The 24112-nt window shown below is 64.4% G+C and carries 16 protein-coding genes, 2 tRNA genes and 1 riboswitch; of the genes, 9 read left to right on the plus strand and 9 right to left on the minus strand.

Annotated elements, in window-relative coordinates; genetic code table 11:
• Positions 1-128 precede the first annotated feature (128 nt).
• Complete coding sequence (locus ACIQLF_RS03970) at positions 129-1829, plus strand: PucR family transcriptional regulator (RefSeq protein WP_400294543.1); 1701 nt, start codon at positions 129-131, stop codon at positions 1827-1829.
• Positions 1830-1920: 91 nt separating this feature from the next.
• On the opposite strand, the gene ACIQLF_RS03975 is transcribed toward ACIQLF_RS03970, so the two are convergent.
• Entirely contained in the window at positions 1921-2319 is a 399-nt protein-coding gene (locus ACIQLF_RS03975; protein ID WP_387527730.1) for a RidA family protein, read from the minus strand.
• Between the two features lie 144 nt (positions 2320-2463).
• Positions 2464-2940, minus strand: coding sequence for an Lrp/AsnC family transcriptional regulator (locus ACIQLF_RS03980; protein WP_400294546.1), 477 nt, complete (start codon positions 2938-2940; stop codon positions 2464-2466).
• 396 nt (positions 2941-3336) lie between these two features.
• Here ACIQLF_RS03980 and ACIQLF_RS03985 point away from each other — a divergent pair, with 396 nt between their 5' ends.
• The gene (locus tag ACIQLF_RS03985; protein WP_400294549.1) at positions 3337-3549 is read left to right on the plus strand and encodes a helix-turn-helix domain-containing protein; all 213 of its coding nucleotides are present in this window, start codon (positions 3337-3339) and stop codon (positions 3547-3549) included.
• Between the two features lie 80 nt (positions 3550-3629).
• Positions 3630-3702: transfer RNA gene (locus ACIQLF_RS03990), tRNA-Ala, on the plus strand.
• Between the two features lie 258 nt (positions 3703-3960).
• On the opposite strand, the gene ACIQLF_RS03995 is transcribed toward ACIQLF_RS03990, so the two are convergent.
• Together ACIQLF_RS03995 and ACIQLF_RS04000 are read right to left on the minus strand one after the other, a co-directional pair.
• Positions 3961-7770: a PQQ-binding-like beta-propeller repeat protein gene (locus tag ACIQLF_RS03995; RefSeq protein WP_400294551.1), complete on the minus strand. Its 3810-nt coding sequence runs from the start codon at positions 7768-7770 to the stop codon at positions 3961-3963.
• 208 nt (positions 7771-7978) lie between these two features.
• Positions 7979-9268 carry a HupE/UreJ family protein gene (locus ACIQLF_RS04000; RefSeq protein WP_400294553.1) on the minus strand — a complete coding sequence of 430 codons (1290 nt, stop codon included), beginning with the start codon at positions 9266-9268 and terminating at the stop codon, positions 7979-7981.
• Positions 9269-9562: 294 nt separating this feature from the next.
• On the opposite strand from ACIQLF_RS04000, the gene ACIQLF_RS04005 reads away from it, so the two are divergent.
• On the plus strand, positions 9563-12769 hold the full coding sequence (locus ACIQLF_RS04005; RefSeq protein WP_400294555.1) for a glycosyl hydrolase family 95 catalytic domain-containing protein: 3207 nt from the start codon (positions 9563-9565) through the stop codon (positions 12767-12769).
• Between the two features lie 201 nt (positions 12770-12970).
• The gene (locus tag ACIQLF_RS04010) at positions 12971-14128 is read left to right on the plus strand and encodes a N(5)-(carboxyethyl)ornithine synthase (protein ID WP_400295039.1); all 1158 of its coding nucleotides are present in this window, start codon (positions 12971-12973) and stop codon (positions 14126-14128) included.
• Between the two features lie 110 nt (positions 14129-14238).
• Here the strand turns inward: ACIQLF_RS04010 and ACIQLF_RS04015 are convergent, their stop codons facing one another.
• Complete coding sequence (locus ACIQLF_RS04015) at positions 14239-15468, minus strand: cobalamin-independent methionine synthase II family protein (RefSeq protein WP_400294557.1); 1230 nt, start codon at positions 15466-15468, stop codon at positions 14239-14241.
• A gap of 14 nt (positions 15469-15482) precedes the next feature.
• Positions 15483-15590, minus strand: a riboswitch (SAM riboswitch).
• 117 nt (positions 15591-15707) lie between these two features.
• A complete protein-coding gene (locus tag ACIQLF_RS04020) occupies positions 15708-16889 on the minus strand; it encodes a DUF4232 domain-containing protein (RefSeq protein ID WP_400294558.1) in 1182 nt (393 codons plus the stop codon).
• Positions 16890-16995: 106 nt separating this feature from the next.
• Between ACIQLF_RS04020 and ACIQLF_RS04025 the strand changes: the two genes are divergently transcribed.
• The gene (locus ACIQLF_RS04025) at positions 16996-17667 is read left to right on the plus strand and encodes an alpha-ketoglutarate-dependent dioxygenase AlkB family protein (protein WP_400294561.1); all 672 of its coding nucleotides are present in this window, start codon (positions 16996-16998) and stop codon (positions 17665-17667) included.
• A 2-nt stretch (positions 17668-17669) separates the two neighbouring features.
• On the opposite strand, the gene ACIQLF_RS04030 is transcribed toward ACIQLF_RS04025, so the two are convergent.
• Entirely contained in the window at positions 17670-18605 is a 936-nt protein-coding gene (locus tag ACIQLF_RS04030) for an endonuclease/exonuclease/phosphatase family protein (protein ID WP_400294564.1), read from the minus strand.
• Positions 18606-18949: 344 nt separating this feature from the next.
• Between ACIQLF_RS04030 and ACIQLF_RS04035 the strand changes: the two genes are divergently transcribed.
• Both ACIQLF_RS04035 and ACIQLF_RS04040 read left to right on the plus strand, forming a co-directional pair.
• Positions 18950-20203 (plus strand): NAD(P)/FAD-dependent oxidoreductase, encoded by a 1254-nt coding sequence (locus ACIQLF_RS04035; protein ID WP_400294567.1) that lies wholly within the window; start codon positions 18950-18952, stop codon positions 20201-20203.
• A gap of 827 nt (positions 20204-21030) precedes the next feature.
• On the plus strand, positions 21031-22266 hold the full coding sequence (locus tag ACIQLF_RS04040; RefSeq protein WP_400294569.1) for an MFS transporter: 1236 nt from the start codon (positions 21031-21033) through the stop codon (positions 22264-22266).
• Between the two features lie 9 nt (positions 22267-22275).
• On the opposite strand, the gene ACIQLF_RS04045 is transcribed toward ACIQLF_RS04040, so the two are convergent.
• Positions 22276-23001, minus strand: coding sequence for a TetR/AcrR family transcriptional regulator (locus ACIQLF_RS04045; RefSeq protein ID WP_400294571.1), 726 nt, complete (start codon positions 22999-23001; stop codon positions 22276-22278).
• 591 nt (positions 23002-23592) lie between these two features.
• Here ACIQLF_RS04045 and ACIQLF_RS04050 point away from each other — a divergent pair.
• A tRNA-Ala gene (locus ACIQLF_RS04050) sits at positions 23593-23665 on the plus strand.
• An 83-nt stretch (positions 23666-23748) separates the two neighbouring features.
• Here the strand turns inward: ACIQLF_RS04050 and ACIQLF_RS04055 are convergent.
• A complete protein-coding gene (locus tag ACIQLF_RS04055; RefSeq protein ID WP_400294573.1) occupies positions 23749-24108 on the minus strand; it encodes a VOC family protein in 360 nt (119 codons plus the stop codon).
• Between the last annotated feature and the right edge of the window lie 4 nt (positions 24109-24112).

Genomic DNA, 24112 nt, shown 5'->3' on the forward strand with positions numbered 1-24112 from the left:
TGCTTTTCCTCAAATTTCTAACGTGGAAGTCCGTTCCACCTGCTTCCTCAATAGTGATCTAAATCTCTCCGCGTGGTCATGTGAGAACGTCCATAAGACCTGCCAGAACCCTGTGGTATCTTCCAAAGATGGATGCACAAAGCTATGGAAGTCAGGTCGCCGGAACGGAATCGGGGCAGGTGCGCCTCTCGAACTGCATCGAGTTCATGCAGGCGGATCTGGTTCACGTCAATCCGACTCCCGAAAACCTCGAGCATCCGGTCTCCGATGTGCTGATGTACGACCCGCTGGATGAGTGGACAAACGTCGATGACCGGATCATCCTTGCCGTCGGAATCACCTACGGATCGGCCGACTTCGAACAGCTGCTGCACAGGGCATCCAACAGCAACGCGGCGGCGGTGATCATCAAGGCGCGTGGCAGCCATATGGACCAGCTGCGAACAGCGGCAATACGAAACGGGCTGGCCCTGTTGGTGGCGCCCCGCGATGCCGACTGGACGCGGCTGGTGGCACTTGCCAGGGCATCGGTCATGGGTGCCGCCGCGGATTCGGTCTCGGGCGTGCGTCTGGGCGACCTCTACGCGTTCGCCAACGCGGTCGCATCGATTACGGACGGTGCCACAAGCATCGTGGATCCGCTCGGGCGGGTGCTCGGGTACTCGACGCTGCCGGGCCAACCCATCGACGAGCTGCGGCGCGTCACCACCCTGGCGCTTCAGGAAAGCAAGCCTCCGGCGTTCGACGCGGATTTCAAGGCCGTGTATGCGGCAGCCGGCGCGCTGTACATCCCTTCAACGGACGAGGGCGTCGGCCGGCTGGCGTTGGCGGTGCGGGCCGGCGGCGAATTGCTGGGTTCCATCTGGATCATTGACCCGGGAGCCGGGAACGTGCCGGCGGCGGTGGAGGCGCTTGACCGGATGGCTCCGCTGGCCGGCCTGCACATGCTCCATGCGCGTTCGGCCTCGGACTTTGGGGAGAGGCGCAACGGCGACCTGATCCGCACCCTCATCGACGACCCCGCGCATGCCTCGTTTGCCGCCGCGCAGCTGGGGCTGGACGTGACCCGGGGGCTCGCGGTCGCGGCACTGACGATCGCCAGGCCGGAGTCGGGTTCCCTTGATTCGGTGCGCGAGATCCAGCGGCTGCTGCACCTTGTCACGACGGTGTCCAACGTGCAGTTCAAGACAAGCCACAGCGCGCTGATCGGATCGGTCATCTATGCAGTGTTTCCCTGCCCCGGAAACGATGCCCGCGCCCTGCACCGCAGGGTCGTGCAGGAGATCGGGGCCTACTCCCACACGATCAGTTCCCATCCGCTCATTGCCACGGTGGGCGGCATCGCACGGCGCATCGAGGACCTGCCGGAATCGCGGACCGAGGCGCTGCAGGCGCTTGAATACCTGTTGAACCGGGAAGCCGTCGCAGGGAACGCCGGGAGCGCCGGGGGCAGGGCCGTGCCGGCCGTCGCCCTTTATGAGGACCACAGGATTCCGTTGAACCTCATGAAGGTCGGGAGATTCATCGCGGAGACGGGGCTTGGCACGGCAGACGGCATCGAGGCAATCCGGTCCTACGACGAGGAACACCAGACGGACTACATGGACACCTTGCGGGCCTACTTGGTCTCCAGCGGAAACATTTCGACCATGGCGGCGAACCTGCATGTCCACAACAACACGGTCCGCTACCGGATTGCGCAGATGGCCAAGAACTTCAATTTGGAACTCGAGGATCCGCAAAAGCGCCTCTGGCTATGGTTGCGCCTGACCACCACGGATCTCAGCACCCAGACCACGCTGCGCAACCTGACGCTGCAGGAACGCTGAAGGCGGGTTCCGGGCAGCAAAATGCCCCTCGCGGGTGCGCGGCTCCGGGATCCGAGGCAGCGAACCCGCAAGGGGCAACAGGTCTGCGGGGTTACTTGCCGGCCCAGGCGGTGGCCTGGACCTCGACCAGCAGCTTGTCGTTGAGCAGCGGTGCCACGATGGTCGCGCGCGACGGGCGGTGTCCGGCGAAGGTGTCGACCCACGCACGGTTGTACTCGCCGGCCATTGCCGCGTCGTTGATGTAAACGGTGGTCGTTGCCACCGAGGCCAGGGTCAGGTCGTAGGCGGCGAGCACCTTTTCCAGGTTCTTCAGGGTCTGGACGGTCTGCGCGTAGATGTCGCCCTCGCCCACCAGGACCTTGTTCTCGTCCTTCGAGACCTGGCCCGAAACGAAAATGAAGTCACCTGCACGCGTGGCGCTGGGGAACGGGCTCTGGTCGGTGGTCATGCCTGCAACGTCAATGTTGCTCAGGCCTGTTGAAGTGCTCATGGTGCTCCTGGATTGACTGGTGGTGAGGCCTGTCGTGACCCCTTCAAAAGCCTAGGGCATCGGCAAGAGGTGCCGAAACACGTTCGGCCGTTTCCAAGGGAAACGGCCGAACGGTCAATTGAAGTTCCGGAATTGCGTGATGCCCTAGCTCAGGCGCTTGAGCAGCTCCGTGGTGCGGTACGGGATCACGTCGCGCAGGATCATGGACGTGGAGGTGCGGGTGATGCCGGGGCACAGCCGGATCTCTTCGCTCACGCGGTACAGGTCGTCGGGGTCGATGGCTACGGCGCGGATCAGCAGGTCGGTGTCGCCGGCGGGGGCCACGCATTCAAGGACCTCGGGGATTTTCCGCAGTGCCTCGATCGCCTCGTTGAGGTGCGACTGGTCGAGCTCCGCGCTCACCATGGCGGAGACGCCTCGCCCGACGGAGGCCGGCTTTACGCGGCTGGAATTCGGGCGCAATGCGCCGGAGGAAGCCAGCCGCTCCATGCGGGTCTGCACCGTGCCGCGGGCCAGGCCCAGTCGCTGTGCGAGCATCATGGTCGGGACGCGGGGATCATCATCCAGGGCCAAAAGAATGCGCCTGTCCGTATCATCCAGTTGGTACGATTCCGGCGTCATTCCGACTCCTTCGGCTAAGTGCGGTCAAATTGACCAAGTTGTGCGGTTGCTACCGCTCCATGTTAGTCAAAATGATCAGCGATTCCCAACTGTGTTGCACGGTATGACCGATGGTTGCTTTAGTGGTTGTTAGCAGCTCAACCAAGGCCACAAGCCGCGGCGAGCAGACCCCCGATCCGGGAACCTATCAGGTCCCGTGTTTGGGCTGACCCACAAGGTTTCAGGTCGAATTCAAAGGTGGTCCGCAACGATTCCAAATACTTGGAGTTGTCGCGGACCAGCTTTGGTTAACGGGTGGATGTGCCCGGTCTGTCCCGTGCGGGGCTTGGATATCCACAGATTGGGTTTGACACGTTTCCCGCCCGGCATGGGGGTAACGTTCTTTGTATGAGATTCATGCGTCTTGAAGATGTTGCCGACGAGTTGAACGTCAACCTGCCACAGGTGCGCTCGCTGGTGCGCAGCGGCGATCTCCCGGCCATCAAGATTGGCGGCCGGGGCGTTTGGCGCGTGGAACGCAGCGAGCTCGAGGCCTATATCCAGCGGCAGTACACCGTTGCCCGGGAATCAATCGAGGCCGGTTCCATCGAGAACGAATCCGGCGATTAAGCACCTTGCGTCACCGTATTTTGTCCACGGGGTTTTGTGGGTTTAGGCTATGAATCGTTGAGGGCCTTGGCTCGAGACCCGGGGCATTAGCTCAGTTGGTAGAGCGCTTCGTTCGCATCGAAGAGGTCAGCGGTTCGATTCCGCTATGCTCCACTAGATTTATGGCCCGATTAGTCCTTTTGGGATTGGTCGGGCCATTCTTCGTTTAAGTTGCGCATTTGGTGAGTCGCCTCTGGGTGTCTGTCCTGAACGAACAGCCGGGATGGAATGATCGCAAAAGTTTGATGTCGTTCCCGCTTCGGCAGCCTGCCGCAGCCCCGAACGGCACACGAAAGCGGCTCCCGGTTCAGTGAACCGGGAGCCGCTTTCCTAGGTGACTCGGTGACAAACGTACCTACATGTCAGCAGGCGTTAGCCTCCGTTCGGTGCCGAGTTGGTGGCCACCAACGCGTGCATAGTTCCGTCGTCGGTCAGGGCGAACAAGGTGTTGCCGCTGATCGTCAGTGACGAGGCCACAGCCGCGCCGAGGTTGTACTCGGCCAGCTTCTTGCCCGAAGCCCGGTCAAGAGCGACCACGCGTCCGTCGCGGGTTCCCGCGTAGATGACAGTCTCGGTGGCCAGAGCGTGTCCGGCCGGCGAACCGGCACCTTCGCCCTTGCAGCCTGCCTGTACCCGGAACGGGTCATCCATCGGGCTTTCGCCCGGCAGGTAACCCAGCTTGGTTTCCCACAGCGGGGTGGCCGGGGTGTCCGATCTGGTGTCGTACGCCCGCACCACGCCATCGATGCTGGCCACGTAGGCCTTCGAGCCGAAGGTCGCGGGGCTGCTGACCGGTGGCGGTCCGTCCTGGCAGGCGGCGCCGATGCCGAGCTTGGCGTGCCAGCTGGTGCTGACGTCCTTCGGGTTGTGTCCGCGGGTGCCCGAGACCGTGGTGGTCACCAGCTGCGGATCTCCTTCTTCTGGGTTGGTGAAGGCGGGGGAGGACTGCGAGAACAGGTCACCCGCGGTGTCCACCGAGGAGATCTTCTTGCAGGTGTTCAGGTCCATGCTCATCAGGCTCTGGCTGGAGCCCGAGTGCAGGTAGGCGGTGCTGGAACCGGGCTGGCGCACCGCGGTGCTGCGGAACTGTCCCCATCCAGCCGGGGCCGAGAAGCCGCCGGGCAGCTTGGCGCCGGTCTCGGCGTTGCGGCAGATGACCTGTCCCCATTCCTGGTAGACGGCCACGGGAGGCTTGCCCTCGAGGTCGAACACGCTCACCGGGCCACCGGCGCGGCCGTAGCGGCGCACCGTCTCGCCCTTGTTGTGTTCGTCGTCGATGGTTTCCCAGGCAACCGCGCCGTTCTTGGCGTCAAGCGCGTACACGCGACCGACGCCGGTGGTCAGGTAGACCTTGTCGCCGTGGACGGTGGGGGAGGACTCGGCGTCGCCGTCGAGGTAGGTGCGCCAGGCCTCGGCGCCCGTGCGGGCGTCGTAGGCAAGCATCATGCTGTACGGGGAGTCCAGCGCACGGGAGGCGACGATGACCTTGCCATCGACTACGGCGGCGCCGTTGAGGTGGAACTGCTCGCCGGTGTTTGCGGACCAACGCAGGTCCAGGTCAGCGCCCGGGTTCTCCGCACTGTCCGAGGCGCCGGACTCGTCGCGGCCCTGTCGCAGCCAGTCCTGGCCCGGGGCGGCCTGCGAGGCGCGGACCTCGGCGACGACCTCGAACTCGTTGACGACCTTCGGCCACGCCTTGCCGGCGGTGTCGACGGCGTTCATGGTCGCGACGTAGTTGCCCGGGGTCAGGCCCTCGATGTGGGCGCCGGCGCGGGTCCAGGAGGTCCTGACCTCCGGGCACTTCTCCGCCTTGCCGCCCGGAGGCGTGTAGCAGTTGACGATCCCGGTGGCCTTCTTCTCCTGGCCGAAGGTCAGGGCGCCGTCCTCCCAGACGGTCTTGCCGTTTTCCTTGCGCTTGACGACCAGCGAGGCGGTGTCCGGGGTGCGGCCGTCGTCCTCGACGAACAGCTGGACGGGTACGCCCGCCTTGTGGCCGTGGGTGCTGCCCGCGGCGGGGCTGACCATGGCCACGTCGTCGTTCACCCCGAACTGGCGGTGCGTGCCGCCGATGTAGCCGGTGTCCTCGTTGGCTTCTGTCTTCGGGTCATCGGTGATGCCGGAGAAGTCGACGATCTTGTAGTCGGGGCGGGTGGAGTCCAGGCCGTAGGTGCCCATGTTGTTGACCTCAACGGAGCGCTTGAACGCGCCGCGGCGGTACTCGGCCTGCTGGTTGTGGCCGGCGGCGAACATGCGCACGTCGTACTTGGCCAGCTCGTCGATGATCGGCTGCATGCCGGCGCCCGGGCCCCACTTGGTGAACAGCGAGCGGTGCGCGAACACCATGACCTGCTTGCCCACGGCGTGGCGGGCCAGGTCTTCCTTGAGCCATTCCAGCTGCGGCTTCAGGCCGGAGGAGTCGTAGTTGTTTTCCAGGACCACCGCGTGGCGGCCGTTGCGGTCGAAGCTGTACCACTCCGGACCCATGTTCTTGCGCCAGTACTCGAGGCTGCCGCCGTAGCCCACCGACGTGGCGGTGCCGCCGACGTCGTGGTTGCCCATCACCGGGTAGAAGGCGTGGCCGAGCTTGCCGGCGGTCAGGCCGTCGCGCAGGATGTCATAGCCGCCCTGGCGACGCGGTTCCGCGGCGTAGTCGGTGACGGTCAGGTCACCGGTGGTGATGGTCATGGTGGTTTCGGCGTTCTCGGACATCGCCTTCACGCGTCCGGTCCAGGTCGGCAGGCCGGAGGCGGCCGAGGCGTCGGTGGTGTTGCTGACCTCCACGTCGGAGACCATCGACCACTTTTCCTTGGGGTCGGCGGCGTTCTTGTCCGCCACCAGGGCGAAGTCCAGCCCGGTCAGCGGCGACGGGCCGGCGGGGACGGTGCGGAAGTGCTGCGGCACGGAGTCGGCGCGCAGTGCGGGGGTGTACCCGTTCGGGGACACGATCTGGACCAGGTCGGTTTCGCGGCGGGTGCGATCCATCTGGAAGCTGTAGGAACCGTCGGCCTCGCTCTTGGACCAGACCTCGCCGTCGGTGACCGAGACGCCGCCCATGCCGGGCTCGCCCGAATCGCGGACGCCGTCGGCGTCGAGGTCCTTGAACACGGTGCCCTGGACGACGGCCACGTCGGTGGTGGTCGTCTTGGTGAGCGTGAACGTGATCGGGTCGGCCAGCGGCGCGTAGCCGTCCTTGGCCAGGAAGTGTGCGGTCCAGGTGCCGGCGCCGAGGCCGCCGCTGCCCAGGGTGACGGTGCCGTCGGCCTTTGGGGCGTAGCCCCAGGTGCGTGCGGCGATGGGGCCCGGGGTGTCATTCGGTCCGTAGAGTCCCACCCAGTTGTTCGAGGCCGGGGCGTCGGTGATGTAGCGGAAGGAGAGCTGCTGCCCGACCTTCGGGTCCTGCGTGGTCAGGCTTAGCCCGGGGGTGCTGGAAGCTGTCTTGGCGGTTGGAGCGGATGGAGCGGTCGAAGTGGAGGTGGGGGCGGGGTCCGCGCTGGGTGCGGGGGTTTCGGGGGCTTCGCTGGTGGCCGGGGATTCGCTGGCCGCGGGGGCTTCCGGGGCAGCGGTGGCGGCGGTCGGGGCCAGCACCAGCAGCGGGGCGATCAAGGCCACGGCCAAGCCGCCGCTGGTGGCAACGCGGAACTTTCCGGTCCGCGCGGGGCTCGGGCGCCCAGAGCCGGACTCGGAGTCGGCGGGGACCTTGCGGCGGGCCAGGATGACAACCAGTGCCACGCCCAGTCCCAGTGCCAGGACCAGCAGGCTCTGCGGAGGCAGCTCAAGGGCTCCGGTGGGCGCGGGGGCGTGCACGCCGTACGCGTCAACGACGGGGGTCGCTTCCGTGGCGACGACGGTGTTGCCGTCGAACTCGACCACGAGCGAGTCCATCTGGGCCGCCTGCAGCAGGGCAGAGAGGTCAAGCTGGGTCAGCTTGCAGTCCCAGGCCAGCTGGAGGACGAGGGAGCCGGGCGCGCCGCCGGACTCGCCGGCCACGCCTTCCGCGGTGAGCGGGCAGGCGCCGGCGAGCATCGTCTGCGCCCATGCGGCGGACTGCTCGATGCCGACGATCTCGTTGCTCAGCATCATGTGGCCTGTGGAGGTCGCCCCGCTGGTCGAGACGACGAGCTCTCCATGGTCACGGCTCTGGTGGGCCGAAGCGGTGCCCACGGTGGATAGCAGGAAGGTCATTGTCGCTATGAATACCGCGAGAATGTTTCGATAGGTATGGGGTGCGCTGCGCGCGTCAGGTTTCACGCCGACAAACGTAACGATTCAACGTGACTCGATGGTGTCTCCCACATGAACGCGGTCTGACCAGCGCATGCTCTGAAGTTAAGGCGGGTTCGCGTCGGTTGCGGGAGGCTGCCGGGCCGGGCCGGCGGCCTCCCGGAGGCGTCTATTTGGCGCCGGTCAGGGCATCCTCCTTCGCGTTGGACTTTGCCTCCGGAGTGGCCGCGTCCTGGCCGCCCGCCCGCGCTCCGGTGAACCCCAGCAGGAGCATGGCGCCGATGAACACCACGTAGGAGAGCAGCGGGTTGGCGGCGATGCCGTCGAAGAGCGGGGTCAGCACCGAGTCGGTGTCCGTCCAGATGCCCACCACCCAGGCTGCCGAGGCCACCACGCCGAATGCTGCGACCACTTGGCAGAGCCGGCCGTAGTGCTTTCCGTTGGCCGCGGCGTGGATCAGCGGGACCACCAGCAGCACGCCGAGCAGCTGGGCCAGCTCGATGCCGATGTTGAATCCGAGCACCGCAACCAGCGTGTCCGCCAGGTTGAGGTTCATCTCCAGGATCGTGGTGGCGAAGGCCATGCCGTGCACGAGCCCGAAGACACCGGCCAGCATCACCTCGCCGTGCGCAAACATGGGGCGGACCAGGTTCCATGCCGCCACCGCGATGGAGATCGCCACGAAGGTCTCGACGTAGCGGACCGGTGGGGTGAACCAGCCCAGACTCACCACCAGCAGGGTGACCGAGTGGCCGACCGTGAAGGCAGTGACGATCGCCAGGATCCGCTTCATCGACGGGCCAAGACCTGCCTTGCGCTGGCTCCAACGCCACCCGGCGCCGGTGCGCACGGCCAGCATCGGGGCCGAGAATAGCAGCACCGCGAGGAACAGCAGGTGGTCGTAGCCGTCGGCTATGTGGTGCATGCCGTGTCCGATCATCTCGCCGAGGCCCGCCTTCTGCGAGTGCGCGTCGACCTCCAAGGACTGCTGGGTCGCGGTGAGGACGCCGAGCAGCTCCGCTTCCTCGCCGTCCACGACGCGCGAGACGTAGACCTTGTGGCCATCGAGGGCATCGGTCATCAGCGAAGACTGCACCATGAAGGGACCCGACCCGGTCGGGGAAACCACGGTTATGTTCACGACGACGGCGTCGCGGTCGTTGACGATGCCGTGGGCGACTCCGGTGATCTCGGTGGTGCCGGCTTCGCCGCCCGCGGTGATTGCGACCTTCTCGTTGACGAGCTGCTCGATGGTTCCGGCCGGAATCGGATCACCCGCTTCCAGGTTGATGCCCGGGTACTTGTTCAGCTGGTCAAGCTGCAGCTGCAGGGTCAGCCCCATCCGGTCGCCCTCGACTTCGACCAGCATGCCGGTGGTGCCGACGGGGTGGGCCTGGGCCGCCGTGGCGGGTCCGAAGAGGAGAAGGAAGGCGATGAGAATCATCACGAGGCGGCGCATGGAGCTCCATTGATTGGTCGAGATTGGTAAACACACATTGAGTCATGGAGCCATGAATGCCTTGGGAAGGCCGGGTGAGGGGCAGGCGGCCACAAGGTTAACGGTTGGATTGCCGGACCGCGTGTCCGCGGCCGCGGTTCGGAAAAGTTGTCCACGTCACAAACAAATTCGCGAGCGTTGATGTTATACATCGGATGTATGCTATGCAAAACTGTCATAGCGCGGCGGCAGGGCTTGGGGGTGCCTCGCATTTAGGAGCTAAACAACCGATCAATTAAGCATTGGAGATTGTCCATGGTCTACGCATCACCCAGTCGACGACAGGTTCTCAAAATTGGTGGACTGCTGGCGCTCACCCCGCTAGTCACCCAAATCGTCGCCCAGTCGGCCAATGCATCCCCGGCGTTGGCTCCGGCCGTCGGGCTCCTGAAGCACCCGGCCCTTTCCGGGCACACGCTCTGGTACCAGCGTCCCGCCACGGACTGGCAATCGGGCGCACTGCCCATCGGCAACGGCCGCCTCGGCGCCATGTTCTTCGGCGACCCGGACCGCGAGCGCATCCAGTTCAATGAACAGAGCCTGTGGGGCGGGATGAACGACTACGACAACGCCCTGGCAGGCAAGCCGGACGGCGCCTACGACACGAGCGTGACGGGGTTCGGCTCCTACCGGAACTTTGGCGACGTGGTGGTGACCTTCGCCGAGCAGGCAGTGGTGACCTCGCCCGGCGGCCCGTACAACAATTCCTCCTCCGAAACAGTGGCGGCCACGATCGACGGCAACAGCGGAACGAAGTGGTGCATCGACGGCCCGCCCGCCAAGGTGCAGTGGCTGGTCAAGCTGCCCAGCCCGGTGAGCGTCGCCCAATACACGCTCACCAGTGCCAACGACGTGCCGGCCCGCGACCCCCGCAACTGGACCCTGTCCGGCTCCAACGACGGCGACGCTTGGACCGTCGTCGACACCAAGACCCTGCCCGGGCCGTTCGAGGCCCGCCGCCAGGCCAAGGACTTCACGGTCACCAATCCGGGATCCTTCAGCCAGTACCGCTTCGACTTCGCACCGGTCCCCGGAGTCAGCCACTTCCAGGTCTCCGAGATCGCACTGGCCGGTGTCTCCTTCGGCGGCGGCGCCAAGATGTACGTCACCTCGCCCACCGGGCAGGCCGACGGCGAAGGCCCCGGCTCCGACATCCTGCGCACCCTTGACGGGTCGACCGCCACCGCGTGGACGGTCGCCAAGCCGGGGGCGGAGGTCATCTGGCAGGCGGAACTGGCCAGCGCGGTGGTGCTCAACTCGTACTCGTTGACCTCGGCGTCCGATGCCCCGGAAGCCGATCCGCGCGAATGGACGCTGGAAGGTTCCACCGACGACCGGACCTGGGCCGTGCTGGACACCCAGTCGCCCGGTGCACCGTTTGTCTCCCGCGGCCTGGAGAAGACGTTCGCGATCGCCGGCGGCAGGAACTTCAACTCGTACCGGCTCACGCTGCGCGGTGCGGCCGGGGCAGACCGGCTCCAGCTTGCCGGGGTCTCGCTTTCCGGGCCGTCGTTCAATTCGCGCAAGTCCTCCGCCGTGGCCGAGTACAAGCGCGCACTGGACCCCAGTGTCGGCATCCACGTGACCCAGTTCGGCACCACGGGAGACCGCGTGCAGCGCGAGGCGTTTGCCAGCCGGGACTCCGACCTCATCGTGCTGCGCTACGAGACCGACCGGGCGCAGGGGCTCAACGCGGGCATCGCGCTGACGTCCGCCCAGGCCGGGGCGCCGACCTCCGCCGATGCGTCGGCCCGCTCGCTGTCCTTCGCCGGCGAGATGGCCAACAAACTCAAGTTCGCGGCCACCCTGGCCGTCACCGAGACCGACGGAACCGTCAGTGCTTCCGGCGATTCCCTGAAGATCGCCGGGGCGCGGAAAATGACCGTGGTCCTGGACGCACGCACCAACTACAAGCTCGATGCCAAGGCGGGGTGGCGCGGCGCCGACGCTGCAGCCACGGTGGCCGGCAACATCGCGAAGGTCTCCACGCGCGGCTACGAGGACATGCGCACCGCACACCAGGCGGATATCGAAGGCCTCATGGGAAGGGTCAGCGTCAACTGGGGGACCTCGACGCCCGCGGTGTCCGGCGTTGCCACGAACGTCCGCCTCGGCGCATACTCCGCGGGCCAGGACGACCCGAGCCTGGAGCAGACGATGTTCGCTTTCGGCCGCTACCTGCTGCTGAGCTCCTCGCGGCCCGGCGGCCTGCCGGCCAACCTGCAGGGCCTGTGGAACGACAGCAACTCCCCGGCGTGGGCCTCGGATTACCACACGAACATCAACGTGCAGATGAACTACTGGGGCGCAGAGACCGCCAACCTCAGCGAGAGCCACGAGCCGCTCATCGACTTCATCCGGCAGGTGGCCGTGCCGAGCCGCGTCGCGACCCGCAACGCGTTCGGCAAGGACACCCGCGGTTGGACCGCGCGCACCAGCCAGAGCATCTTCGGCGGCAACTCCTGGGAATGGAACACCGTGGCCAGCGCCTGGTACGGACAGCACCTCTACGAGCACTGGGCCTTCAGCCAGGACAAGGCCTACCTGCGCGGCACCGCGCTGCCCATGCTCAAGGAGATCTGCGAGTTCTGGGAGGACCGGCTTGTCGAGGACGAGGGCGGCAAGCTGGTGGCCCCGGACGGATGGTCGCCGGAGCATGGCCCGCGCGAGGACGGCGTCATGTACGACCAGCAGATCATATGGGACCTCTTCCAGAACTACCTGGACTGCGAAGCGGCCATGGAGTTCGACCCGGTGTTCCGCGACAAGGTTGCGAGCATGCAGGAGCGGCTCGCCCCGAACAAGATCGGCAGCTGGGGCCAGCTGCAGGAATGGCAGACGGACAGGGACAACCCCAAGGACATCCACCGCCACACCTCGCATCTCTTTGCGGTGTACCCGGGACGCCAGATCACGCTCGAGGACACCCCGGAACTGGCCGCGGCCGCCCTGGTGTCGCTGAAGGCCCGCTGCGGCGAGGTCGCGGGCGTGCCGTTCACCGAGGCATCGGTCTCCGGGGACAGCCGCAGGTCCTGGACCTGGCCGTGGCGCGTGGCGCTCTTTGCCCGGCTGGGGGAGGCCGACCACGCCCGCCTGATGCTGCGCGGCCTGCTGCGCTTCAACACCCTGCAGAACCTGTTCTGCAACCACCCGCCGTTCCAGATGGACGGAAACTTCGGCATCACTGGCGCCGTGGCGGAGATGCTCATCCAGAGCCACGGCGCGAAGATCCACGTGTTGCCCGCCCTGCCGACGGCGTGGCCCGACGGCTCCTTCACCGGCCTGCGGGCACGTGGCGGCTACGAGGTCAACGCAACGTGGAAGAACGGCAAGGTCACCGAGGTGTCGGTGGTCGGTGACCTGGCCCCGAGCCAGGGCAACATCACGATGCTGATCAACGGGAAGGATTGCAAGGTCAAGCCGACCATGCGCGGCCACAAGCCCAAGCCGTTCCGCCCGTAAATCACACGCCCCGGCCAGGCCCCTCCCCGCCCTGAACGGTGGGGACGGGCCTGGCTTCATGTGTTGGGTTTCCGGGTGCGGGACCGTGTCGGACCGCCCGCATGAAATGCGCGTTGACTTGGGTTCACTCCGGTTGCCCAGCTGGGCAGTGTACCGTGAGCCTTAGGGGAACCGCGGGTTCCCAACATAAAAAGGGCGTATATCGTGGCCATCTCTCATGAACTTTCATTGGGTCTTATCGCAACCTCACGCAAGGTGGATGAACGGCGTTTGCCGATCCACCCGGCACATTTTGAACGAATCGACGAGCACCTCCGCAGCCGAATCATGATCGAATCCGGCTACGGGAAGTCCTACGGATTCGACGACGAGCAGCTGGCGCCGTTTGTCGGGAAGATCGTCCCACGCAGCGAGGTCTTCGCAAACGCGGACATCCTCTTGCTGCCAAAACCGCAGCTTGCCGACCTTGAGGAGATGCGTGAAGGGCAAACCCTGTGGGGTTGGCCGCACTGCGTCCAGGACAGGGCGATCACGCAGCTGGCCATCGACAAGAAGCTCACGTTGATCGCCTTCGAGGCGATGAACCACTGGGGCACCGACGGCAGTTTCGGGCTTCACGTCTTCCACAAGAACAACGAGGTTGCGGGATACGCATCCGTCATCCACGCGCTCCAACTCTGTGGCTCCACCGGCGACTACGGCCGGAAGCTCACCGCGGTCGTCATCGGCTTCGGCGCCACGGCCCGCGGGGCCGTGACGGCGCTGCGCGCCCACGGCATACACGACATCCGGGTCCTGACCAATCGCTCGGTCGCCGCCGTGGCTTCGCCCATCCACTCGGTGCAGATGGTGCAATTCGAACACGACGGGGGCCCGCACCTGAGCGAGGTCATCACCGACGACGGACGGGTGCCGCTGGCCCCGTTCCTTGCGGAGAGCGACGTGGTGGTGAACTGCACGCTGCAGGACCCCAACGCGCCGCTCATGTACCTGCGGACCGGGGAACTGGCCGCTTTCGCCCCCGGCAGCATCATCGTCGACGTGTCCTGCGACGAGGGCATGGGATTCGAATGGGCCAGGCCGACCACCTTTGCCGACCCCATGTTCACGGTGGGCAAGAACATCAACTACTACGCGGTCGACCACAGCCCGTCCTACCTGTGGAACTCGGCGAGCTGGGAAATCAGCGAAGCGGTGCTGCCGTTCGTCGAAGACGTGCTGGGCGGCCCCGGAGCGTGGCAGGCGAACAACACGGTGGCCAAGTCGATCGAGATCCTCGACGGCGTCATCCAGAACCCCTCGATCCTCGAGTTCCAGCACCGGGCAAAGACCTACCCCCACCTGGACGTCGAAGGCTAACCGAGTTCGCCCGATTGCTGCCCATCGGGTGGACCTGGGCCACACCCGAAGAAGCCGCCGCATGCTGGTGCGTGCGGCGGCTACTTCGCGGATGAAGCGGATTGTCTCGATCAGGCGATGACCGCGGCGCCCTTCCACAGGCGCTTGGTGGCCAGCGCCGCGCCGGCGCCGAGGGCCTCCAGCTTGGCCATGGCGATCTGCGGGTGGACACGTCCGCCCAGGCCGCAGTCGGTGGACGCGATCACGTTCTCGCGGCCCACCAGGTTCGCGAAGCGCTCGATGCGGTCGGCGACAAGCTCCGGGTGCTCGACCACGTTCGTGGCATGCGAGACGACGCCGGGGACCAGGATCTTTCCCTCCGGCAGCGCCCGGTCCTCCCAGATGCGCCATTCGTGCTCGTGGCGGACGTTGCCGGCCTCGAAGGAGATCATGCCGGCGTTGATGCGCAGCACCGGGTCCAGGATGTCGGCGAACGGGATGTCCGTGGTGTGCGGTCCGTGCCAGGAACCCCAGCACACGTGCAGCCGGATCCGCTCGGCCGGCAGCCCGCGCAGCGCGTGGTTGGTTGCCTCCACGCGCAGCTCGAGGAACTTCAGGTAGTCCTCGAGGCTCGGCTCCGGGTTGACCTGGTCCCAGGACTCGGCCAGCGACGGGTCGTCGATCTGCAGGACCAGCCCGGCATCGAGGATCGCCTTGTACTCCTCGCGCATGGCATCCGCGGCGGCGAAGAGGTACTCCTCGTCGCTGGTGTAGAAGTCGTTGGCCAGCCGGGCACAGGACGCGGGGGAGAGCGCCGCGAGGAAGCCCTCCTCGGTGCCCGTCGCCGCCATGGCGGTCTTCAGGTTCTTGATGTCCGATGCCACCAGGTCGTGCCCGGTGTAGGTCAGCGGCGCGACGACCTTCGGCTGTGTGGTGGCCTTGCGGTGCGCCAGGATGCCCGAGGTCGGATCCGCGTACGCCTCGGCGAAAGCCTGGCGGTCGCGGCGGTCCGGGAACGAGGTGAGCACCACGTTGCCGGGGGTGGAACGGTTGACCGAGGTCTCGGCCCAGCGGTCCACGGTGGTTTCCTCCAGGCCGCCGAGGCGGGCGAAGGAGTAGTTCCACCAGGCGCCGAAGTCGACGGCGGAGGACATGGTGTGCCCGAATTCGCCGTCGTTGGGGATGTCGATGCCCAGCTCGCGCTGCTTGGCGACGATGCCGGTGACCGAGGCCTCGAGGAGTCCGTGGAACTCGGGGGTGATCCCGTCGCGTTCCTTAGCCTCGTTGGCGGCCAGCAGCTCATCGGTGCGGGGCAACGAACCTGCGTGGGTGGTGCGGATGTGGCTGTTGTCAAAGGACATGGGCGATTGCCTACTTTCCATCGAACCTGGCAGTAGCACCGTTACCGTTTCAGAGGCCTCGTCGGCGGGTTAGGTTGCTGCGGCTTCATCGATCCAGGTCTCTCGGCCGCTCCGGATGGTTACGAATCAATACCTATCATGGAACAGTTTCTTGTCATTCTTTGGCGCGCTCGTGTTACGTCGTCCGGGCCGTGGTCAACCGGCGTGCCCCCGGCCACGGGCCCGAACCGTGCCGGAAGCTAGTCGTTGGGTCCGGGGTATGGGCTCGTTTCGACGGTCTTGCCTGCCTTCTGCCAGGCGGTGACGGACACGGTTCCCCTGTCGACGATGTCCAGGTCGACGGTCGAGTTCTGGCGCAGGGTGCCCGCGTACGGGGCCACCAGGACGTTGCCGACGCGGGTATCGCCCGCGGATACCATCGCATTCCATCCCATGAAGGCCTCGGCGCCCTGCCCGGGAGCGAGCGTCACGCGTGCGACTCCCGGGTCATCGGTCATGAACGAGCCGCCGTGGACCACCAGAACGTCGATGGCCCAGCCGTCAACGTTGTCGAAGGCGAGATCGGGGTAGGACGCCAGGACGCAGGAAGCCGCCCCTGCATTGGTCAGCCCCATGCGCATTGCCCGGTGGCCGGTCGCGCCGTCGGGTTCGGACACGGTCAGCGAGAGATCCTTGCCGTCGCACCAATCCGTTCCAGCCGGTTGCGTCGCATAGGAGACGCTGGGCGAGCCAATGGGATCGGGTTCCGGGGATGCGGGCGGGGCCGTGACAGGCGGGTCGAAAGCGGCCCGCGCCTTGGTTTCCCGGTGGGCCTGCGGGATCGCAATCACCAGGGTTGCGGCCATGAAGATGGCCGCAACCGCGACAAGGAGCCCCGGCATGCCGAAGGCCTTGCGTCGGCCGACGCCGTCGGGGCGTTGCCTGGCGACCAACGTCCCGGCAACCACCGGAAGCCATCCCCAGAAGATTCCCCAGTATCCCGCCGCCAAAAGGTCGGAATCGACGCCTTGGAAAAGCATTGTCAGACGCGGAGGCGGCCAGTTGGCGATGAGCTCGCCCAGCGCCGAGAGAACGCTTGTGGCAAAGGACGCAACGACAATGCACATCCACGTTGCGAAGAAGCGGATGCGCCTATGTGCAGGATCCAGCGCATTCAAAGGGCCGACGAGCAACAAGGCACAGACCGTGAAAAGCATGAACGTGAGCGTCGAAACCAGAGCCAAGAACACGGGCCAGATATCGACCGTCCGCCATGCAACGAGGGCTATCGTCTCCGGAAAGAGCAGCTGCACGAAGGACACGGTGAGCAACCCCGGGCGTGTAACCAGCCAGCCATTCAGCGCGCCGCTTAGCAGCCAGCCAACGCCTGCGAATCCCGCGATCCACGTGCTCCGGGCAGCCAGTCCTTTGTCGTTGCTCATGCCGACAAGCCTAGTCGCACGCCATTTCGGGCGATTCATGCTCCGGGGTAGGGTCGGTCACGGATAATGAAATCCTGGATTCGATCCGCGACCCGAGGAGATTATTTTGAGCACGCTCTTTTCGGAGAGTTTCCTTGACCGTTCCCGGCGGGAACTCAGCCCCGGCGCCGTCTGGGTTCCCGACTGGCTCGGTCTGGATGAACAACGCTGGCTTGTGGACAGGTTCCATGAGTGGGGGCGGGGACCCGTGCCGCCACGTGCCGCCAAGATCGGTTCGGGCGAAATGTCGGTCCAGACGGTATGTCTGGGCTGGCACTGGCAGCCCTATGCCTATTCCCGCAAAGCAACCGACGTCAACGGAAACCGTGTGCTCGAGTTCCCCGAGTGGATGGTCAGGCTGGGGCGCAAGGCCATCTTCGCAGCCACCGGCGACCCCGTCGCCGCGGAGAACTACACGCCGGACACCGCCCTGGTGAACTACTATTCGGACGACTCGAAAATGGGCATGCACCAAGACAAGGACGAACAATCGACCCAGCCGGTCGTCTCGATTTCCATCGGTGACACCTGCCAATTCAGGTTCGGAAATACAAGCAGCCGGAACAAGCCCTATGAAGACATCGCGCTGGCTTCGGGGGACCTGTTTGTCTTCGGCGGCCCGGCACGATTGGCCTACCACGGGGTCACGAAGATCCTGCCCGGCACCGCGCCCGCCGAGTGCGGCCTGGCCGCGGGGCGGATCAACATCACCATGCGGGTGACCGGCCTGGAGGGTTAGGGTCAGGACCCCGGGAGATTCACGGTGGCCCGCACGGCAAGGTGGTCGCTTTCCCCGGCGGGGACGACGGTGTTTGAGGTGACTTCCAGGCCCCGCTGAAGCACATGGTCCAAACGCATGAATCCAAAGGGCTCGCGCGGCCAGGTGAAGCCGAACATGCCTTCATCCTGGTTTGGCTCATCCATGGTTTCGGTGAGCACGGAGAAGGACCTGTCGGTCGATGTCGCATTGAAATCGCCCACGGCGATGACCGAGGGGCTCGTATCGGCCCGCAAGGTAGCAGCCAGCTGGGCGAGCATTTCATCGCGGTTTTCGTGGTCGTTCGGGCGGGCCGAGGCAGCATGCACGGCATAGAGGCGGATGCTTCCCGCCGCGGTGTCGACCTGGGTAGTCAAGGCCCGTTTCCAGCCCAGTCCCAGGTCCAGGGGCTGCGAGCGGGAAAGGGGGTACTTGCTCCAAACCCCCACGGTGCCGACCACATAGTGATGCGGATAGTCAGCATTCAGCGCGGCGGTGACGTCCTGCCCGCTGCCCGCATCCAGTTCCTGAAGCGCGATGACATCGCTGCCCCCGCGGGCCAGTTCGAGGGCCGAATCAACGGCAGCCCCGGTGCCTGCCTTGATGTTCTGGCTGCTGACGGTCAAGGTATGTGCGGAGGCCTTCGGGACGGTCCAGGAGAGCGGCACCACGGCCGCGCCGAAGCCCGCGAGCCAAACCAGCGCGGGGACCAATGCGAAGGCGATGGCGCTTCGGGTCTTGCTGCCCAGGGCCACCAACAGGAGGACAGGTACGGCCAAACCCAGCCACGGAGCTGAGTTGTCCACCAGCAGGGCAACGCCCATGAAATCAGGCACCCGGGAATGGAAAACCATGAGCAGCGTGCTGAGCAGCGCACCGAGAAGCACGAAGGCCCGGAGTTGGCGTTGCCAACGCGACAAGCGTCGGGGCTTGCGTTGCCGGGGCGGAGCGGAAGCGGTTTGAACAGACATCGCTATCAAGGGTCGCATATGGAACTGGTACAAGCTTGGGATAAATCTGTGAACCAACAGGAAGCGGGGATCCCGGACGCACCAAAAGTCCCGGTCGCGCCGGAAATTCCAGCCGTCCGCGTGAGTCACGGCAAATTTTTCCGTTGGATCGGTCGGCGGAAGTCCCGCCCGGGAAGCTATCGACTGGCCCTGTGCAAAGTGCCATTCTGAGGTGAGAGGTACCCGCCGCCACCGCGACTTTCGACCCAACCATCGATCCGACCGGTGGCCCCATGTTGTAGGAGAAGGCAGCCATGTCCGGTGTAGACGACGGGAATTCCGCGGAAGACAACAATGCAGGAACCGTGGTGGTCGGCGGGGGACTCGCAGCTGCGCACTGCGTTCACGAACTCCGCAAGGGAGGTTACGGCAAACCCATCACCGTCGTCACCGACGAGGACGCCATCCCCTATGAACGACCGCCGCTATCGAAGGAGTTCCTGCAAGGGAAAAAAGACGTCGTCGAATTCCAGCCCTTCCCGAGGGAATGGTATGCCAAATCCTCGGTTGAGTTGCGTCTGGGTGTGACGGCAACCGCAATCGATACGGCCAACAAGGTGGTCGGCCTGTCCGATTCCACGTCGATCGGCTACGAGAACCTCGTCATTGCCACGGGATGCCGTTCCCGGCTGGGTGGCCGCGCTTCAAACATGACCGGCTGGGATCTTCCCGGCGTCCATACCTTGCGTTCCCTTGCCGATTCGCAAGCCCTCAAGGAGCAGCTCGTTGAAGGCAATCGGCTGGTGATCATCGGCGCCGGATGGATCGGCATGGAAGTGGCGGCTTCGGCCCGGGCCGCGGGCGTGCAAGTCACGGTGCTGACGCCGGACGAGGCGCCGCTGGCTGTTGCCATGGGAACGGAGTTCGGTTCCCATGTTGCACGTCTGCACATCAAGAACGGGGTTCATTGCCGTTTTGGAACGATGGTCAACGGGATCACCCTGGATCCGGAATCCGGATTAAAGGTGGTGACGTCTACCGGCGACGTCGCGGCGGACGTTGTGCTCTTGGCCATCGGAGCCGTGCCGAACAATGAGCTTGCGGCCCAGGCCGGTCTGGACGTTGGAACCGGCGTCCTTGTAGATGCCCAGCTGCGCAGCAGCGACCCGAGTGTCTTGGCGATCGGCGATATCGCGGAGGCGTTCAACACGACGCTGGGTCGTTCCCTGCGTGTCGAGCATTGGGACAACGCCATTCGCCAGGGAAAGCTCGCCGCGGCAACCATCCTGGGGCGCGAGGAATCATACGACTGGCTTCCGTATTTCTTCACCGACCAGTTTGATTTGGGCATGGAATATGTCGGCGACCGAGCCGCCGACGATGACGCGGTGCTTCGTGGAGATCCGGGTAGCGAGGAATTCATCATCTTCTGGTTGCGCAAGGGAATCATCACGGCTGCCATGAACGTGAATATCTGGGACGTGAATGACCATTTGCGAGGCCTTGTAGGCAAGAGCATCTCCGCAGAGAGGCTTGCCGACACTTCGCTGGATTTGCTCTCGTTGTAGTCCTTTGAACGCCGCCTGGGGGGGTACTGCTTTTGTTCCGGCATGTCGTGGATCCGTGTGATCGGTTTTCATGGTGTTTTGCCCGTATCGGAGCGCCAAATGGCGCTTTGGTTAGGTCTTGGTTGCTCCCGCGGCAATGTCGTCTCGGAAATCCCAAGGTTCGCTAGTGAGCCATGCCATACTGTTTCTAACCGGCCGGGGAGCCGGTTCGGGTGGGGCGTTCAAGACTGAACGAGTGGACCGAAAGAGGACTCAATTCATCAGAGATGCGTGCAAGCCGTGGCTTGCAACGACACTTGGGGTGTCGGGGACAACGCGGTGACAGGAGCGGGCAAGCTTGCCATTCCATGCAAGGCCGCGCCGACCGTAGCCTTCCTGAGCGATCCTGCGCCACGTCGGGAAACCGCGGCCGAATCGCGAGTGCTGGCCGGCACCCGGTTGTTCGCGTTCGTTGCCGCAAGTTCCGCACCACCAGCCACCGGCGTTTCGACCATTGGATCGACCCGCCGCCACAAACTGAGCTAATCGCTCACTCGCGGGTTCGTGAATCTTCCTTGGTTCATGAGCCCCAAACGTCGGGTGTTCATTGCGTTCCCCAAACCGCGAACGCCCGACACGGAGTTGCTCGTTCCCCCAAGGACCAGGCGCTCGACAGCGGGAGGTGGGTTTCGTTTCGAGTAAACGAAACCCACCTCCCTATTGTCTTGGCGTGGTGGGGACGGTCACGTTCGGTGCCGACGGCAGGATTCCTGCCCGTAGGCTGTTACAGGTGTCGACGCAACAGAACTGACACCTTGCACACCTAGCTGAATCTTGAAAAGGCACCCGTGAATTCTGACGCCACCGCAATTGGCAATACCCCGGCCATTCGATCCACGCAATTAACCGGCAAGGCATTGTTCGTGGCCGTCGTGGCACTGGCCATGGGCGGCTTCGGCATTGGAACCACGGAATTCACCATCATGGGGTTGATGCAGGAAGGTGCCGCGGACCTTGGGGTTTCCAACCCACAGATGGGCTTGCTGATCTCGGCCTATGCGCTGGGCGTGGTTGTTGGCGCACCGGTCCTCACTGCTCTCGGAGCCAAGGTCGCCCGCAAGACAATGGTCTTGTGGCTCATGGCCTTCTTCACGATTGCCAACCTCAGCTCGCTTTTGGCCCCCAACTACGAGTCGATGTTGGTTTCGCGTTTCCTGGCGGGACTTCCCCACGGGGCGTACTTCGGGATCGCGGCCATTCTTGCCGGGACGTTGGTGCCCGCCTCGATGCGCGGCCGGGCCATCGCCTGGGTCATGATGGGCCTTGCTGTCGCCAACGTCCTGGGCGTGCCGTTCGTGACCTTCCTCGGGCAAAACTATGGCTGGCGCTGGATGTTTGGTGTCGTCGGCATCGTCGGAGCCTTGACCTGGATTTCCATTCGCATGTTCGTTCCCCATGAGCCGGCGCACGAAGGTGCCAGTATCCGCCGCGAGCTCTCGGCGCTGCGTAGCGGGCAGGTGTGGATGGCAATGCTGACCGGAATCGTCGGCTTCGGCGGGTTCTTTGCCGTGTACTCCTACATCAGTCCGATTCTTACCGACGTCACCGGCGTGGACATCAGGACGGTACCGGTTGTGCTGGGTCTCTACGGTATCGGCATGGTGGCCGGATCCCTGATCGGCGGCCGGCTCGCGGACTGGTCGGTACACGGGGCGATCTATGTTTCCATGTCGGCCATGGTGGTTTTCATGGTGTTGTTCGGGTTGTTGTCCAGCTACGTGGTTCCGACCCTGATCATCATGTTCCTTCTTGGAGCCACCGGATCCGTACTGGTTCCGGGGCTCCAAGCGCTGCTGATGGATTCGGCGCCGCATGCCCAGTCATTGGCGGCGTCCTTGAACCACTCGGCCCTGAACGTGGCCAACGCCCTGGGCGCCGCGCTTGGCGCCGCCGTCATTGCCGCGGGATTCGGTTATCGCGCGCCGTCCTTCTTGGGGGCGGGTCTTGCGGTGCTCGGGTTGATGCTGGCGCTGGTGACGGGTTGGCGGGCTAACAAGATTGAAGCCCGAGCCGTCACTCGCTAGCGATTCAGCCTATCCTGCGGTATCCGGCAGGGTCGGCGAACCTTCGACGTTTGTGCGAACCTGCTGCAGGAAGGCCTCCATCGTCCCCGCGACATCGACGTCCCGATCCACGAGCCACTGCTGTTGCAGGCCATCTGCCATTGCCAACGACGCACGAGTCATCGTGCGGAAGAACGCGAGTTCATCCTCCGTCGGGTTCGGCTTGTCCGCATAGTACGAATCTTCGGCGAGCTTCATCAGCCGGTCGTATCGTTCCTTGAAGTAGGCTGCGGCGGGATGCGCGGGGTCCGCGGCCGCGGCCACCATCGTCACGTAAAGGGCGACGAGGCCCGGTTCCTGGGTGCTCCTGTTTAGTACTGCGGTGAGGTTTCCCTGTTGCTCTACATCGTTGCCGACGATCTCGTCACGAAGATCCTTCTTGCGCAGGATCTGGACCAACAAGTCTTCCTTGGACTCGAAGTAGTGCATGACGCCCGCGAGGGAGAGATTGCAAAGGTGCGCGACCTTGCGAAGCGATGTTCCCCGGTAGCCTTCTTTCGCGAAGACTTCCAGGGCAACGTCGAGTATTTCGGCTCGTTTAATGATGCCTTTTGCGTATGAACCACGTGTTGCCATGTTGATAGAGTAGCGAGAATTTTCGCCGTCGTTTACTAACCGGACGCTCAAAGGTTTTGGTACTTGTCGGTAGGTTTTTTCGTACTTGCCGGTAGGTTCGGGATCGCCCGGAGAATTCATGGCGAGAACGGTGCCGGCGCCGAAAAAATGAGTAGATTCCAGCGGAAATGACGCGGCTGCGCCTCAGATGGCCCACTTGAACGGGAAATCTGGGCCAAAATTTGATTCGTGGCGGCGTTTGGGTATTTTGCAGGCGTCACAGATTCGTCATCTGGTCTGGAAGGTCTTGAATCTCGATCCTGAACGCGCGGTGATGTCAAGATTCTGGGCGCGATCAGGGGTATAGCGCGTTATCGCGCGCCGCACGCTGGATGGGTGCGCTCTTTGTTCGCGGACATGGCCGTAGCCGATGCCATGTCGCGGCTTGCTGCTCCATGCTTTTCCCGTCGGTGCGGGTTCGCCGAAACGGAGACGGAAACCCGCTTGAAGAGCCCGGAACCGACACGATCAAACTAGAGTGGCGGACGTCACAAAATAAGTAATGGGGGTCGAAATTCCCCGCAAACAGTGGGAACCGGCGCGGCGCTCGGTGGCGCAAGTACCCGTGCAGGAGATTGCCGTGATTCTCGATTGGTGTTTCGGGGTGATTGTGCTGTAGATTATTATCTCGGTTCGGCAGTCCTCCGGGAAAGCCAAATACCAACCCGATTCGGGGGTATGGCGCAGTTGGTAGCGCGTCTGCATGGCATGCAGAAGGTCAGGGGTTCGAATCCCCTTACCTCCACGAATTGAATGAGGCTCCGCATTGCGGAGCCTCATTTTTTTAAGCAAGTTTCGCTGCCCTCCGCCGGAATCCGGGCGCCGGCATTAGTGCGGATCGGTAACGCAGAAGATGTTCCCGTGCGGATCCCGGAGCACGTCCCAGGCGAACCCTTCCATCCGCTGTTGGTCGACCAGGGAGGCCCCGCCGGCGACGAGCTTTGCAACAACAAGTTCGCGGCCGCCCGCGCTTGATGTTGCGGCGAGATCCAGGTGGATGCGGTTTTTGCCCGCTGTTGGCTCTTCGACAAGCTGGAAGGCCAAGGGAACGGGCAGCATGGGGGTCTTGACGATGCAGAAGTATCCGTCGTTTTCCTCGACTACTTTCCCATCCAACTGATCTGCCCACCATTTGGAGAGCTCGAGTGCATCGCTTGTATCAAAGGTGATCATTCCCAACGTGAGCATGCCG

The sequence above is a fragment of the Paeniglutamicibacter sp. NPDC091659 genome (genome assembly GCF_044756805.1).
Taxonomy (GTDB): domain Bacteria; phylum Actinomycetota; class Actinomycetes; order Actinomycetales; family Micrococcaceae; genus Paeniglutamicibacter.

Excerpts from the sequence above, each read along its gene's own strand:
- ACIQLF_RS03980 (WP_400294546.1), bottom strand. The coding sequence starts at position 2,940 with ATGACGCCGGAATCGTACCAACTGGATGATACGGACAGGCGCATTCTT.
- ACIQLF_RS04045 (WP_400294571.1), bottom strand. The coding sequence starts at position 23,001 with ATGAATTCTCCGGGCGATCCCGAACCTACCGGCAAGTACGAAAAAACC.
- ACIQLF_RS03970 (WP_400294543.1), top strand. The coding sequence starts at position 129 with ATGGATGCACAAAGCTATGGAAGTCAGGTCGCCGGAACGGAATCGGGG.
- ACIQLF_RS04000 (WP_400294553.1), bottom strand. The coding sequence starts at position 9,268 with ATGCGCCGCCTCGTGATGATTCTCATCGCCTTCCTTCTCCTCTTCGGA.
- ACIQLF_RS03995 (WP_400294551.1), bottom strand. The coding sequence starts at position 7,770 with ATGACCTTCCTGCTATCCACCGTGGGCACCGCTTCGGCCCACCAGAGC.
- ACIQLF_RS03975 (WP_387527730.1), bottom strand. The coding sequence starts at position 2,319 with ATGAGCACTTCAACAGGCCTGAGCAACATTGACGTTGCAGGCATGACC.
- ACIQLF_RS03985 (WP_400294549.1), top strand. The coding sequence starts at position 3,337 with ATGCGTCTTGAAGATGTTGCCGACGAGTTGAACGTCAACCTGCCACAG.
- ACIQLF_RS04020 (WP_400294558.1), bottom strand. The coding sequence starts at position 16,889 with ATGAGCAACGACAAAGGACTGGCTGCCCGGAGCACGTGGATCGCGGGA.
- ACIQLF_RS04005 (WP_400294555.1), top strand. The coding sequence starts at position 9,563 with ATGGTCTACGCATCACCCAGTCGACGACAGGTTCTCAAAATTGGTGGA.
- ACIQLF_RS04035 (WP_400294567.1), top strand. The coding sequence starts at position 18,950 with ATGTCCGGTGTAGACGACGGGAATTCCGCGGAAGACAACAATGCAGGA.
- ACIQLF_RS04055 (WP_400294573.1), bottom strand. The coding sequence starts at position 24,108 with ATGCTCACGTTGGGAATGATCACCTTTGATACAAGCGATGCACTCGAG.
- ACIQLF_RS04015 (WP_400294557.1), bottom strand. The coding sequence starts at position 15,468 with ATGTCCTTTGACAACAGCCACATCCGCACCACCCACGCAGGTTCGTTG.